The sequence below is a fragment of the Aquificaceae bacterium genome (assembly GCA_037722135.1).
In the GTDB taxonomy this organism is placed as follows: domain Bacteria; phylum Aquificota; class Aquificia; order Aquificales; family Aquificaceae; genus Pampinifervens; species Pampinifervens sericum.
Window position 1 is genome coordinate 1 of record JBBKAW010000016.1, and the last position, 12464, is coordinate 12464.

General features: G+C 43.0%; 19 protein-coding genes. 16 read left to right on the plus strand and 3 right to left on the minus strand.

Going from position 1 to position 12464, the window contains the following annotated elements:
• The first annotated feature begins 62 nt into the window (after window positions 1-62).
• The 12 genes from rpsJ to WKI49_01245 all read left to right on the plus strand — a co-directional run bounded on the left by rpsJ (window position 63) and on the right by WKI49_01245 (window position 7266).
• On the plus strand, window positions 63-377 hold the full coding sequence (gene rpsJ / locus WKI49_01190; GenBank protein MEJ7621115.1) for a 30S ribosomal protein S10: 315 nt from the start codon (window positions 63-65) through the stop codon (window positions 375-377).
• A gap of 2 nt (window positions 378-379) precedes the next feature.
• Window positions 380-1084, plus strand: coding sequence for a 50S ribosomal protein L3 (rplC, locus tag WKI49_01195; GenBank protein MEJ7621116.1), 705 nt, complete (start codon window positions 380-382; stop codon window positions 1082-1084).
• The gene (gene rplD, locus WKI49_01200; GenBank protein ID MEJ7621117.1) at window positions 1081-1680 is read left to right on the plus strand and encodes a 50S ribosomal protein L4; all 600 of its coding nucleotides are present in this window, start codon (window positions 1081-1083) and stop codon (window positions 1678-1680) included. Before rplC ends, rplD begins: the two co-directional genes overlap by 4 nt.
• Entirely contained in the window at window positions 1677-1973 is a 297-nt protein-coding gene (gene rplW, locus WKI49_01205; GenBank protein ID MEJ7621118.1) for a 50S ribosomal protein L23, read from the plus strand. Before rplD ends, rplW begins: the two co-directional genes overlap by 4 nt.
• A gap of 2 nt (window positions 1974-1975) precedes the next feature.
• Window positions 1976-2854, plus strand: coding sequence for a 50S ribosomal protein L2 (rplB, locus tag WKI49_01210; GenBank protein ID MEJ7621119.1), 879 nt, complete (start codon window positions 1976-1978; stop codon window positions 2852-2854).
• A gap of 179 nt (window positions 2855-3033) precedes the next feature.
• Window positions 3034-3309 carry a 30S ribosomal protein S19 gene (rpsS, locus tag WKI49_01215; GenBank protein MEJ7621120.1) on the plus strand — a complete coding sequence of 92 codons (276 nt, stop codon included), beginning with the start codon at window positions 3034-3036 and terminating at the stop codon, window positions 3307-3309.
• 9 nt (window positions 3310-3318) lie between these two features.
• Window positions 3319-3657 carry a 50S ribosomal protein L22 gene (rplV, locus tag WKI49_01220; GenBank protein MEJ7621121.1) on the plus strand — a complete coding sequence of 113 codons (339 nt, stop codon included), beginning with the start codon at window positions 3319-3321 and terminating at the stop codon, window positions 3655-3657.
• A complete protein-coding gene (rpsC, locus tag WKI49_01225; GenBank protein MEJ7621122.1) occupies window positions 3657-4352 on the plus strand; it encodes a 30S ribosomal protein S3 in 696 nt (231 codons plus the stop codon). The genes rplV and rpsC overlap by 1 nt, the downstream gene beginning before the upstream one ends.
• A gap of 3 nt (window positions 4353-4355) precedes the next feature.
• On the plus strand, window positions 4356-4778 hold the full coding sequence (rplP, locus tag WKI49_01230) for a 50S ribosomal protein L16 (protein MEJ7621123.1): 423 nt from the start codon (window positions 4356-4358) through the stop codon (window positions 4776-4778).
• Entirely contained in the window at window positions 4778-4978 is a 201-nt protein-coding gene (gene rpmC / locus WKI49_01235) for a 50S ribosomal protein L29 (GenBank protein MEJ7621124.1), read from the plus strand. Before rplP ends, rpmC begins: the two co-directional genes overlap by 1 nt.
• On the plus strand, window positions 4975-5268 hold the full coding sequence (gene rpsQ / locus WKI49_01240; protein ID MEJ7621125.1) for a 30S ribosomal protein S17: 294 nt from the start codon (window positions 4975-4977) through the stop codon (window positions 5266-5268). The genes rpmC and rpsQ overlap by 4 nt, the downstream gene beginning before the upstream one ends.
• Before the next feature lie 9 nt (window positions 5269-5277).
• Window positions 5278-7266: an LPS-assembly protein LptD gene (locus WKI49_01245; protein ID MEJ7621126.1), complete on the plus strand. Its 1989-nt coding sequence runs from the start codon at window positions 5278-5280 to the stop codon at window positions 7264-7266.
• Here the strand turns inward: WKI49_01245 and rpe are convergent.
• Genes rpe through WKI49_01260 form a run of 3 tightly spaced genes read right to left on the minus strand, consistent with a single transcriptional unit; the run spans window position 7244 to window position 10076 of the window.
• Entirely contained in the window at window positions 7244-7912 is a 669-nt protein-coding gene (gene rpe, locus WKI49_01250; GenBank protein ID MEJ7621127.1) for a ribulose-phosphate 3-epimerase, read from the minus strand. The genes WKI49_01245 and rpe overlap by 23 nt on opposite strands.
• Window positions 7909-9213, minus strand: coding sequence for a homoserine dehydrogenase (locus WKI49_01255; protein MEJ7621128.1), 1305 nt, complete (start codon window positions 9211-9213; stop codon window positions 7909-7911). The genes rpe and WKI49_01255 overlap by 4 nt, the downstream gene beginning before the upstream one ends.
• Window positions 9210-10076, minus strand: coding sequence for an ATP-dependent Clp protease proteolytic subunit (locus WKI49_01260; GenBank protein MEJ7621129.1), 867 nt, complete (start codon window positions 10074-10076; stop codon window positions 9210-9212). Before WKI49_01260 ends, WKI49_01255 begins: the two co-directional genes overlap by 4 nt.
• A gap of 40 nt (window positions 10077-10116) precedes the next feature.
• Between WKI49_01260 and alr the strand changes: the two genes are divergently transcribed.
• The 4 genes from alr to tmk form a co-directional block, all read left to right on the plus strand.
• Window positions 10117-11133 (plus strand): alanine racemase, encoded by a 1017-nt coding sequence (gene alr / locus WKI49_01265; GenBank protein ID MEJ7621130.1) that lies wholly within the window; start codon window positions 10117-10119, stop codon window positions 11131-11133.
• Between the two features lie 21 nt (window positions 11134-11154).
• The gene (locus tag WKI49_01270; protein MEJ7621131.1) at window positions 11155-11496 is read left to right on the plus strand and encodes a hypothetical protein; all 342 of its coding nucleotides are present in this window, start codon (window positions 11155-11157) and stop codon (window positions 11494-11496) included.
• Window positions 11493-11927 (plus strand): hypothetical protein, encoded by a 435-nt coding sequence (locus WKI49_01275; protein MEJ7621132.1) that lies wholly within the window; start codon window positions 11493-11495, stop codon window positions 11925-11927. Before WKI49_01270 ends, WKI49_01275 begins: the two co-directional genes overlap by 4 nt.
• 18 nt (window positions 11928-11945) lie before the next feature.
• The coding region (gene tmk / locus WKI49_01280) for a dTMP kinase (GenBank protein ID MEJ7621133.1) at window positions 11946-12464 on the plus strand (519 nt) is incomplete at its 3' end.

The window sequence follows — 12464 nt, forward strand, 5'->3', positions numbered from 1 at the left end:
GGGAAGGTGGAAGAACTGTTGGTGCTGGCGTGGTCACAAAAATTATTGAGTGAGGAAGGGCTATGGAGCAGGAACTGATACGCATAAAGCTTAGGTCTTACGACCATAGGCTTCTTGACCAATATGTAAAGCAGATAATAGATACAGTCAAAAGGACTGGGGGTGTGGTTAAGGGTCCCATACCCCTTCCTGTAAGAAAGAGAAGGTGGGTGGTTCTTAGGTCTCCCCACAAGTTTGACCAGTCAAGGGAGCACTTTGAACTCAGAGAACACAGAAGAATATTGGATATTACCAGGGCGACCTCTCAAACCATAGAGTCCCTTAGGGACCTGACCCTTCCAGCAGGTGTTGATGTGGAAATAATAATAGGGAGATAGCCATGGCTATAGGGCTTATTGGTAAAAAGATAGGAATGACAAGGGTCTTTCTCAAAGATGGCACATCTGTGCCCGCGACTGCTATAGAGATAAAGCCCAATTACATAACCTACATAAGGACCCTTGAAAAGGATGGATATACCGCAATACAAGTGGGTGCCTTTGAAGATAAGGAGAAACATCTAACAAAGCCAGAACTTGGACATCTCAAAAAGGTGGGTAAAATTCTTAGGGTGCTAAAGGAGTTTAGGGTAGACTCAGTGGAAGGTTATCAGATAGGTCAAGAGCTAAGGGTTGAAGAGGTCTTTCAGCCAGGAGAACTTGTGGATGTGGTGGGCAAAAGCAAAGGAAGAGGTTTTGCTGGTGCAATGAAAAGGTGGGACTTTGGCGGTTTTCCCAAGTCTCACGGACATAGATATCACAGGGCGGTAGGTTCAATAGGAAACAGGACAGACCCAGGTAGAGTTTGGAAAGGTAAAAGAATGGCTGGACATTGGGGTAATGAGCCCATAAGGGTTCAATCCCTGTTGGTGCTTGACGTGGTTCCGGAGCATAATATACTCTTGGTTAAAGGTTCCATCCCTGGACCTAACGGTGGCATAGTCTTTGTGGAGAAAAGTAGGATAGCAAATAGAAAGTCTCAAAGACTAAAGTTAAACAGAATTAAGAGTATGGTGGAAGCCTTGGTTAAAGGAGAGGTCTCATGAAGGTACTGGAAGTTGAGCTAAAACCTGAGGTCTTTAATGTGGAAGTAAAAAGGCATGTTCTATGGGAAGTGGTAAAGTGGCAACTTGCCAGCAGAAGACAGGGAACCCATAGCACTAAGACCAGAGGTGAAGTAGCCTACAGTGGAAGAAAACTTCTACCTCAGAAGGGTACGGGAAATGCAAGGCATGGAGACAGGGGTGCTAATATATTCGTAGGTGGTGGCGTAGCTCATGGTCCAAAACCAAGAGACTATTACTATCCCCTCCCCAAAAAGGTAAGAAGGCTGGGACTTAAAATGGCTTTGAGCTTAAAGGCTAAAGAGAACAACCTGCTTATTGTAGATAGCTTGGATTTAGGTGATGTGCCAAAAACCAAAAAGGCTATAGAAGTGCTTAAGAACCTTGGCATATATCCTCAAAAGGTGCTTGTGGTATTGCCTCAAAAGGAGGAGGTTATATACAAATCCTTTAGAAACCTGCCTTATGTAAGGGTTCTTCCCGTTGAAGGTCTAAATGTTTACGATATCCTCTGGGCGGACAAACTCCTTATAACCGCTCAAGCCTTAGATAAGATATATGAGAGGTTGGCATCATGAGAAGACCAGAGGAAGTGATAATAAGACCCATAATAACTGAAAAGAGCAACAGGCTAATGGAGGACTACAAAAAGTATACCTTTGAAGTGGCAATGGATGCGACAAAGCACGAAATAAAGCATGCGGTAGAAAAGCTCTTCGGTGTAAAGGTGCTAAAGGTGAACACTCTCATAGTAAAGCCAAGAAAAAAGAGAGTAATAGGTAAGTTTAGGAGGTATGGCTATACAAGGGCATACAAAAAGGCCATAGTAACCATACCTCCTGACATGGAAATAGACTTGACAGGAGTGTAGAAATGGGTGTAAGGAAGTTAAAGCCGGTTACCAATGGTCAAAGGCATGCGGTCTTGTATGACTTTGCGGAGATTACAAAGTCAGAACCAGAAAAGTCCCTTTTAGTGCATTGGCACAGGGCAAAAGGTAGGTCTCGACAGCAGGGTAAGATAACTTCAAGAGGTAGGGGTGGTGGACACAAGAGGAGATACAGGCTTATAGACTTCAAGAGGGATAAAAGTCTTGTGCCTGCTAAGGTGGTTGCCATAGAATACGACCCAAACAGGTCCGCTCGCATAGCCCTACTTCACTATATGGACGGAGAGAAAAGATACATTCTTTGGCCAGAAGGTCTAAAGGTAGGAGATACGGTGGTGTCCATATCATACGAGGATGCCGAACAAGGCAAGGAGCTTCCCGAGATAAAGGTGGGTAATGCTTTACCTCTAAAGTATATACCTGTGGGAACTATAGTCCACAACGTGGAGCTTCACCCTGGCAAGGGTGGACAGATAGCAAGGGCTGCGGGTATGTCTGCGCAGATATTGGGTAAGGTGGGAGAGTATGTGCAACTTAGATTGCCTTCTGGTGAAATAAGGCTTGTGCATGAAAGGTGTATGGCAACCATAGGTGCTGTTGGTCTTGCGGAGCATGAGCTTGTAAAGTATGGAAAGGCAGGTAGATACAGATGGCTTGGTTGGAGACCAAAAGTGAGAGGAACTGCCATGAACCCTGTTGACCACCCTCACGGTGGTGGTGAAGGAAAGACAAAGGGTAAGCATCCAGAGTCTCCATGGGGATGGAAGACAAAGGGATACAAGACAAGAAGAGGTAAAAAGTATTCAGATAAGTTCATACTGGTCACGAGAAAGGGTAAGCCTCTTAGAGGAGGTGTGCAATAATGGGCTTTAAAGGTGCGTGGAACAAAAGAAACAAGCTCATAGAGGACCTTGAGAGCTTTTTAAAGCTATACAAAAAAACTCAGAGGATATACAAGAGAGTTAGGGCGGTTCAACATGACCCAGTGCTTTACCAAAAGGCACTGGAAAAATATCAACAGATCTGGGACGAATATAGAAAGTTGGTGAATAAAAAGGCGTGGGTAGACCCCAAGCTCTGGTTTAGGATAAGGAAAATGAACGAAACGGGTGAAAGAAAGGTTATAAAGACCTACAGCAGGGATACCACTATAATTCCAGAGTTTGTGGGGCATACCATAGCGGTGCACAACGGAAAGACCTTTGTGCCAGTCTATATAACCTCGGATATGGTAGGTCATAAGCTGGGTGAGTTTGCTCCCACAAGGACCTTTAAGGGTCATCCAGATAAATCCGCAAAGGCTACAAAGAAGAAGTGAGGTGAAAAGATGGAGGCAAGGGCAGTTTTAAGGTATGCAAGGGTTTCGCCCACAAAGGCACGGCAGGTGCTTAGGGTTATTCAAGGAATGAAAGCAGGTGATGCCCTCTATCAGCTTAGATTTATACCCAAAAAGTCTGCGCGCATAATAGAGGGCGTCCTAAGGAGTGCTCTTGCTAACGCAGAACAAAAGGGTATGGACTTGGACAAGCTATACATTCAAAAGGCTGTAGCGGACCAAGGACCTATGTATAAAAAGTGGATTCCAAGAGCTCACGGAAGAGCAACTATGCTAAGAAAAAGAACATCACACATAACCATCGTGCTTGTAGAAAAGGAGGAAGACTGATGGGTCAGAAAACTCATCCTATAGGTTTTAGGTTAGGAGTTATAAGAGACTGGACTTCTAAATGGTTTGCGGGGAAAAGGGACTACACACAGCTCCTACATGAAGACCTAAGGATAAAAGACTACATAAAAAAGAGGTATTCAGCCGCTGGCATTTCAAAGGTGGTGGTAGAAAGAGTGGTGGACAAGGTAAAGGTAAGGGTGTTTGCAGCAAGACCGGGTATCATTATAGGTAGAAAGGGTGCGGAAGTGGAACAGTTAAAGAAGGATATAGAATACATAACCCGTGGCAAGTCTGTGGTTATAACCGTAGATGAAGTGAGGGTTCCCGAGTTGGATGCACAGCTTGTGGCGGAAGAGATAGCACTTCAGATAGAAAGAAGGGTTTCTCATAGAAGAGCTATGAAAAGAGCAATAGACAATGCCTTCAAGGCGGGTGCAAAGGGCGTAAAGGTGCAGGTGAAGGGTAGGATAGGTGGTGCGGAGCTGGCAAGGGCGGAGTGGTTTCTTGTGGGAAGGATGCCCTTGCAAACCTTGAGGGCGGATATAGACTATGGCTTTGCGGTAGCCAAAACCAAATACGGAGTGCTTGGCGTAAAGGTTTGGATATACAAGGGAGACGTGCTAAAGGGTGGAAAAGAAGAAATAATTAAAAAGATAGAGGAAGACCTCAAGAAAGCGGAAAAGGAGGTGTAAAAGATGTCTTTCTTGGCACCTAAGAAGACTAAGTTTAGAAAATCCCAAAGAGGAACACTAAAGGGAAAGGCTTTTAGAGGCAATAAGGTTTCCTTTGGTGAATACGGTATACAAGCACTTGAGGCTTGTTGGCTTACCCAGAGACAAATAGAGGCAGGAAGGGTAGCCCTCGTAAGAGCTCTAAGGAAAGGTGCAAAGGTATGGGTCCAGGTTTTTCCTGACAAGCCTTATACAAGAAAGCCTAACGAAGTTCGTATGGGTGGTGGAAAGGGTGACCCAGAAGGTTTTGTGGCGGTTGTGAGACCTGGGAAAATACTGTACGAGTTTTCTGGAGTTTCTGAAGAGGTGGCACAGGAGGCTCACAAGTTGGTGGATGCCAAGCTACCTATAAAGACAAGGCTTGTGAAGGCTGGAGGTACATGGTGATGAAAGCCAAGGAGCTTAGAAAACTAAGCCTTCAAGACCTTATAAAAAAGGAGCAAGAGTTAAGAAGAGAACTTTTGAGGTTAAGGTTTAAAAAGAAAATAGAAGGTCTTCCAAACCCAATGGAGATAAGAAAAGTGAAAAAAGACCTTGCAAGGGTTCTAACCCTCATAAGGGAAAAACAATTAAGAGGTGAGGCATGATGGAGAAGCAGTGGCATCAGAAAAGGAAAGAGTTTGTAGGTGTTGTGGTAAGCGATAAGATGGATAAAACAGTTGTTGTAAAAGTAGATAGAAAAGTAGCCCACCCTATATACAAAAAGCACATAATAAAGAGTAAGAAGTATCATGCCCATGACCCAAATAATGAATGCAGGGTGGGAGACCTTGTGGTCATAAGGGAGACAAGACCTCTTTCTAAGACAAAGAGATGGGTAGTGGTTAAGATACTGCAGAGAGCCAAATCTCCGGAGGAAGTTTTGGAGAACAAGTAAAATAGTTTTATGCTTTCTTTTCTACTCCTCTTTCTTTGTCTATCCCTTTCCTTTTCCTTAGAGGTCTTTTCTGATAGGTTGGAGAGATTGCCAGATGGGAGTTTCAAAGCTACAGGTAGCGTAGAGGCTTACTATAGAGAATACTACATTAAAGCGGAGATTATGACCTATGACCCCCAAAGCAGAACAGTTTATGTAAAAGACAAGGTATACATAAAGTCTGTGGATGGAAGGTTTGAGGTTAGAGGAAGTGAGGCACTCCTTGACCTTGAAAGAGATGTGGGCTACTTCCTTGACGCAGAAGGTAGGTTTGAGAGGTTCAACTTTAGTGCAAAAAGGGTTGATAAAGAAGGTGAATTATACTTTATACAAGAGGGTTCAATAACCACATGTCCCCCAGACAGAAAGGAGATGAAGCTTTGCTTTTCAAGGGCAAGGGTGTCTCAAAGGTATGTTTTTAGCGAAAACAACACACTACAACTTTTCAGAGTGCCTATAGCCTACCTCCCTATAACTCTCTTCCCTGTGGGAGAAAGGCGGTCTGGACTCTTGCCTCCAACCATTGGCTCAAATACATACAACACCTTTATATATCAACAGCCTATATATTGGGCTATATCAAAAGACAAGGATGCCACCTTAACCTTTGACCTAAGAGACAAACAGGCAAAGGGTCTTTCTCTTGAATACCGTCAGTCTATGAGAAAGACGCTTGATATTACTGGAACTCTCTCCTTTTACAAAGAACCTACACCTCCTAATAAATGGTGGGAAGGTAGAGACCCATCTACCTTTAGAGAAAACCGCTACAGGATAAAGGTTGACCTTGACCTTGGAAGCTTAAAGGCTGGTGTTGACACCATTTCAGACCCATACTTTATGCAGGATGTGTATTTTTTAACAAAGGAGAGGACAGTTCCATACCTTAGTTCCTACATAAGCTATAAAAGAGAGTGGGAAAGGTTTCTTTTTACCTTTGATGCGAGAAGGTTTTACGATACTACATCCCCTAACAATAAGAGAACTCTCCAAAGGCTACCCGAGATAGGCTTTTATCTTAAAGACACTCCCTTATTGCAAAACCTCTACTTTAATCTGAGTGCCTCTTACACAAACTTTTATAGAGAAGAAGGTCTAAGAGCCCAAAGGTTTATTTTATTCCCAGAGTTTTCAATACCAAAGCAAGTTTTTGGTCTTAACCTACTTTCCACCCTTACCCTTGAAAACATAGCTTACATGGACGTAAAGGGAGGGAGCTTTGAGGATAAGAGCATACTTGGAAGTATTCGCTACAGAGAGAGCCTTCCATATTTTTATAAACTTCATCTTGGAGGTCTTGACCTTAGAAACACCTTTGAGCTGTCATACTCTTATAGACCAAAGAGCTATAAAAATCCAAGGTTTGATAACCTTGACAGCTTAGAAAAGGAAAGCCTTTTGTCCTATGTCCTTAGAAGCTACGGCTATTACAATCAAAGACTTTTTTACAGCCTTTTCCTTGAGGGGGGATACAACTACCTTGGCAAGTTTACCTACGCAGGACAAGAGGTAAAAGAAAAATTTTTACCAATTAGGACCATACTTTGGCTCTACCCTACAGACTGGCTTAGGTTTTCCTCGGATAGTGTTTATGATCCAGTCCATGGACGTCTTCTAAAATCAATAGGTTCACTTACGCTAAGCGGTGAAGGTAAAAGTATAACTTTGGGCAGAACCTTGGAGAAAAACTATTATGGAAACAGAATCAATGACCAGTATAATCTGTCCGCTTCCACACTTTATAGGAATGCAAGTCTATTCCTTGGTCTTGTTAAGGACAACAGAGTTAACAAAGACCTTCAAAGACAGGTGGGTATGGAATACAAGGGAGCTTGTTGGAGCTTTGGGCTTTTGCTAAGGGACATATACGATGGAACAAGGCAGAAGTATATCAAAGAGGTTTTTTTGACCTTTAATATCTTTGACCTCCAAAGATTTACAGTGCCTCTGAGAAGGTGAGCATTTCCTTTAGCTTTTTAGTTTGTGCCTTTATATCTTCCGAGTGGAATATGCCAGAGCCTACTACTAATATGTCCGCACCTGCTTTTGCTACCTCTATGATGTTGTCTTCTTTTATGCCACCGTCCACTTCAATAAGGACTGACGGGTTTTTCTCCTGCAAGAGGGCTTTTAGCCTTTTTAACCTTTCTATGGACCTTTGGATGAACTTTTGCCCTCCAAAGCCAGGATTTACAGACATCAAAAGCACAAAATCCACATAGTGTATGGCTTCCTCCAATGCACTGAGGGGAGTGCCAGGGTTTATAACCACGCCTGCCTTTGCACCAAGGCTCTTTATAAGCTCAAGGGTTCTGTGTATATGGGGTGTGTTTTCAATGTGAACGCTTACCATATCCGCACCAGCTTTTATAAAGTCTGGTATATACCTTTCTGGGTTTTCTATCATGAGGTGTGCATCCAAGGGGAGGGGGCAGTGCTTTTTTATACTTTCCAATAGCATAGGACCAAAGGTGATATTTGGCACAAAGTGTCCGTCCATTACGTCAAAGTGTATAAGGTCCGCACCACCTTCCACGCAAGCCATTACTTGCTCACCAAGCCTCCAAAAATCCGCAGAAAGTATGGAAGGAGCAAGGAGTTTCATTCCGCCTCCTCTTCAACTCTTATGAGAATAGGCTTTCCCATAACCACAGGCAAGGTTTGGACCTCCTGCAAGGCTCTACGCATGGAGCTTTCGTAGGCTTTGTGGGTCAGGACTACCAATGGCACTATATGTTCGCCTTCTCTTCCTGCCAGCTTGCAGACCTTTTCCTTTTGCAGGACACTGGCTATGCTTATGTGGTGGTCTGCCAGGACTTTTGCTATGCTTGCCAGCACGCCTGGTCTGTCTGGCACATCAAACCTAAGGTAATACCGGCTGTAGAAATCCTCCGTGAGCTCTATCCTTTTGTCTTCCCAATTTATGGGATAGTTGCATACTTGCCCCGACTGTAGTCTGCAGGCTATGTCCACTATATCTGAAACTACCGCAGAAGCAGTAGGATGAGAGCCTGCACCCCTGCCATAAAACATGGTTCTACCCACAAAGTCTCCCTCTACCATAATGGCGTTAAAAACATCAGAGACCTTTGCCAAAGGGTCTTCTTCTGGTAAAAAGGTGGGGTGGACCCTTACTTCAAGCTCCTCTCCTCTCTTTTTTGCTATAGCAAGGAGTTTAAGAGTATAGCCCAGCTCTTTTCCAAGCTCCACATCCAAAAGGTCAATGTTCCTTATGCCTTCCACGTGGATACGAGAGAAAGGTAAAAAGCTACCAAAGGCTATAAAGGATAGTATGGCTATTTTATGAGCACTGTCCCAACCGTCTATGTCAAGGGATGGGTCCGCTTCTGCGTATCCTTTACTTTGAGCTTCTTTTAAGGCGGTTTCAAAATCCACGTCTTCCTGAAGCATCCTCGTTAGTATATAGTTTGTAGTCCCATTGAGTATGCCATAGATGGCTTTTATGTGGTTTCCTACGAGGGCTTCTCTTACCGCCTTTATAATAGGTATACCACCACCTACAGAAGCCTCAAAGCCTATGTGCAGACCTCTTTCTTGAGCAAGGCTAAAAAGCTCTTCTCCTTCCTCCGCAAGTAGATGCTTGTTGGCGGTAACCACGTGTTTTCCTTTTAAAAGCGCCTCCTTTATAAGCTCTTTGGCAAAACCCTTTCCGCCTACAAGCTCAACCACTATGTGAGAGTTTTCTATGACCTCTTTGTAATCCGTCGTCCTCAGACCTTCTGGCACATGGAAAGCTCTTGGCTTTTCCCAATCTTTGTCTGCAACCTTTGAAAGCTCAAGCTCTACACCAGTCTTCTTTTTGATAATTTCTGAGTTTTTCAAAAGAAGTTCCACTACACCAGTGCCAACCACACCACAACCTACAATTCCAACTTTAACCTTCAAGGTTTACCTCCGTGATTGGTCCTGTAGGGAACTGGAATATATTGCACAGAAGGCACCTGTGAACCCATAGGTTGCGGGAAGAGCTCCATAAGAGCATAAACCTCTTCAGGCACATCAGTGCTAACATTTAAACCGAGCTCCTTTAGATACTCGACGGTAAGAGGATAGTCATGAGTATATTTACCTGTGGCTAACTCTTGGGCTATCCTTTCTGCCTTTTCCTCCTCCATACCGTTCTGGGTGAGAAGCCAAAGAAGGTAGGACTTCATTTGGTCTATTGCCTTCCGAGCGATATCCGCCATTATGAGGGTTTGGTCTTCTATATCTTTTATATCTTTTTGTTCCAACACTTTAAGTATAGAGGCAGCAGGCATTTGACCTATTTGTGGGTCTACTGGTCCAAGCACTGCGTTTGGGTCCATTATAATCTCATCTGCGGAAAGGGCAAGAAGCGTGCCTCCAGACATGGCATAGTGAGGAACAATAACCCTTACGGGACCCTTATGTCTTACCAGAGCGTTAGCAATCTGAGTGGATGCAAGAGCGAGTCCACCAGGTGTATGAACAATAAGGTCTATAGGCATTTCTGGAGGGGTCATCCTAATAGCCCTAAGAACCTGTTCCGAGTCTTCTATGCTTATGTATCTGAATATGGGAATTCCAAAAAAGCCAAGACTTTCCTGTCTGTGTATTAGTGTTATTACCCTGCTACCTCTTTTTTCCTCAAGCTGTCTTATGAGCGCTTCTCTGGCTTTTGATAACAGAAACCTCTTCCAAAAGGGTATAATTAGAAAAGCTAAAAGTAAGAAAAGCCACAGAAAATTAATAAGGAATAGGAAGGGGTTATAGAAAGGTTGTTCCATGAGAAAATTATAGCATACTGTGAGATAATAGAATAGCTACATGTCAAGGGCAGAGTTGAGGATAAGGGTTAGTAGCCTTGAGAATAATATAAAAAGCCTTTACCGCTTTTCCCAAAAACCTATAATAGCTGTGCTTAAGGCTAACGCTTACGGCGTGGGTGCTTTGCAAGTGGCTTTGTTAATGGATAAGTTAGAGGAAATCTCAGCGCTTGCGGTAGCTTGCGTAGAAGAGGGTATAGACCTAAGGAAGGTTGGTGTGAGAAAAAAGATACTTGTGCTTGGAGGGGTGCTAAAGGGTGAGGAAAAAGCCTTTGTGGAATATAACCTAACACCCGTAGTGTCCCATAAGGAGCATCTAAAAGCCTTGGCTGGGTTGAACATACCTATACAGATAAAATACGACACAGGCATGGGGAGATTGGGTTTTCTGGAAGAGGTTATAAAAGATAACAGAGTTGAAGGAATCCTTAGCCACCTTTCAAGCCCACTTGACGAAGAATACTCAAAACTCCAAATTGAAAGGTTTATCAAGATATTAAACCACTACAGAGGTCTTAAGTATGTGCATATGGAAAGCTCCGCAGGAGTGGTATATCGCATCCCCTTTACCACCCATATACGCGTAGGACTTGCCCTCTATGGAGAAAAGCCCATGCCAAACTACCCAGTTTCTATAACTCCTGCTCTTGAGCTTAGAGCAAAGATATTATCCGTAAAGACCTTACCTACAGGCTTTTCTGTTTCTTACTCAAGGACATATATAACAGAAAAACCCACAAGGGTAGGTGTGGTCGCCTTTGGCTATGCGGACGGTCTTATGAAGAGCCTATCCAACAAAGCCTATCTTTTCTACAAAGGCAAGCCTGTAAAAATAATAGGAAACATAACTATGGACATGACCATGGTGGACCTTACCAATACGGACGCTCAGGTGGGAGACTGGATAGAAATAGTGGGACAAAACCAGAGCTTTACAGACCTTGCGAAACTTGCTGGAACTATACCCTATGAGCTTATGACTAACCTATCAAGTAGGATAAGGAGGGTAGTGTTATAATACTAACAAAGGAGGCTTATTATGCAAAAAGCCCGTGTATGGCTTTCTTACGATTTGGGTGTAGGTGGTGATTACGAAGGCTTGTATACTTTTTTGGACACTCTTGGTGCAAAGGAATGCGGAGATTCTCTTGCCTTTTTTGAGTATGAGTATGAATCGGACTTAGAAAGTGAGTTGAAAGAGGAAATAAGAGAAAAAGTGAGCTTGAATAAGGATGACAGAATATACATTATAGCCACATATTACACTCAAGAAGGCAAAAAAAAGCTCGTAGCAAAGTTTTTATATGGGAAAAGAAAGAGACCACCTTGGCAAGGTTATGCAAAGGTTGAATACGATGATGTACTTGACATACAAGAATGAAACACGTGCTTTTGGACAGTGGTTTCCTATTTGCCTACTTTGACGAAAAAGACTCTTATCATAAAAACGCTATAGAGTATAGCTATCTGATTACTCAACGTGAAGAATATTATCTTATAATACCTTGTGCTGTGTTGTTTGAGGTGCTAAATACGAAATTTATGAAAAACCTTAATATCTTGAAGAAGTTTGAAAAGGAAATCTTAAATAGAAAAAATACGAATTTTTACCAGCATACAGAGTGTAAAGAGTTAGCAAAAGAACAGTTAAAAGAGAGACTGCATGGAAAACGTATAAGTTTAGTGGACGGTGTTCTAAGGTATATACTGAAAACGGAACGAAAAATTGACGTGTTTGTAACCAGCAATCCTACGGACTTTTTTGATTTATTAAGAGAAACCACACAAATAATAGACATTAGGAGAGCGTGAAAATTGAAGAGTAAGTCCATGCTTATAACCTTTGAAGGTATAGACGGCTCTGGCAAGAGCACTCAGGCAAAAAGGCTTTATGAATACCTCAAGGCAAAGGGTTATAAGGTTTCTCTATACAGAGACCCCGGGTCTACGCCTCTTGCCGAAAAGATAAGGGAGCTTTTGTTAAGTTTTGAAATGGACCCAACCACGGAGCTTTTACTTTTTGAGTCCGCAAGGTCAAGCCTTGTGTGGGAAAGAATATTTCCAGACCTAAAAGAAGGCAAAATAGTAATTCTTGACCGCTTTATAGATTCCACAACCGCCTATCAGGGCTATGGCAGAGAGATAAACCTTGGCACGGTAAGTATTCTAAACCATATAGCTATTAGAGGTAGAAAGCCTGATATAACCTTCTTGCTAAATGTTCCCCTTGAAGTAGCCTTAAAGAGGCTTGAGGGCAAAAAGACTCGCTTTGAAGACAAAGATTATCTAAGGAAAGTGAGAGATGCCTACATACTTATGGCAAACCAAGAGAGGGAAAGGATAGTGCTA

Coding starts and splice junctions, on each gene's coding strand:
- rplW (MEJ7621118.1), top strand. CDS start 1,677: ATGAGAAGACCAGAGGAAGTGATAATAAGACCCATAATAACTGAAAAG.
- rpsQ (MEJ7621125.1), top strand. CDS start 4,975: ATGATGGAGAAGCAGTGGCATCAGAAAAGGAAAGAGTTTGTAGGTGTT.
- rplD (MEJ7621117.1), top strand. CDS start 1,081: ATGAAGGTACTGGAAGTTGAGCTAAAACCTGAGGTCTTTAATGTGGAA.
- rplV (MEJ7621121.1), top strand. CDS start 3,319: ATGGAGGCAAGGGCAGTTTTAAGGTATGCAAGGGTTTCGCCCACAAAG.
- rpsC (MEJ7621122.1), top strand. CDS start 3,657: ATGGGTCAGAAAACTCATCCTATAGGTTTTAGGTTAGGAGTTATAAGA.
- rpmC (MEJ7621124.1), top strand. CDS start 4,778: ATGAAAGCCAAGGAGCTTAGAAAACTAAGCCTTCAAGACCTTATAAAA.
- alr (MEJ7621130.1), top strand. CDS start 10,117: ATGTCAAGGGCAGAGTTGAGGATAAGGGTTAGTAGCCTTGAGAATAAT.
- WKI49_01260 (MEJ7621129.1), bottom strand. CDS start 10,076: ATGGAACAACCTTTCTATAACCCCTTCCTATTCCTTATTAATTTTCTG.
- WKI49_01275 (MEJ7621132.1), top strand. CDS start 11,493: ATGAAACACGTGCTTTTGGACAGTGGTTTCCTATTTGCCTACTTTGAC.
- WKI49_01270 (MEJ7621131.1), top strand. CDS start 11,155: ATGCAAAAAGCCCGTGTATGGCTTTCTTACGATTTGGGTGTAGGTGGT.
- WKI49_01245 (MEJ7621126.1), top strand. CDS start 5,278: ATGCTTTCTTTTCTACTCCTCTTTCTTTGTCTATCCCTTTCCTTTTCC.
- rplP (MEJ7621123.1), top strand. CDS start 4,356: ATGTCTTTCTTGGCACCTAAGAAGACTAAGTTTAGAAAATCCCAAAGA.
- rplB (MEJ7621119.1), top strand. CDS start 1,976: ATGGGTGTAAGGAAGTTAAAGCCGGTTACCAATGGTCAAAGGCATGCG.
- rpe (MEJ7621127.1), bottom strand. CDS start 7,912: ATGAAACTCCTTGCTCCTTCCATACTTTCTGCGGATTTTTGGAGGCTT.
- rplC (MEJ7621116.1), top strand. CDS start 380: ATGGCTATAGGGCTTATTGGTAAAAAGATAGGAATGACAAGGGTCTTT.
- rpsJ (MEJ7621115.1), top strand. CDS start 63: ATGGAGCAGGAACTGATACGCATAAAGCTTAGGTCTTACGACCATAGG.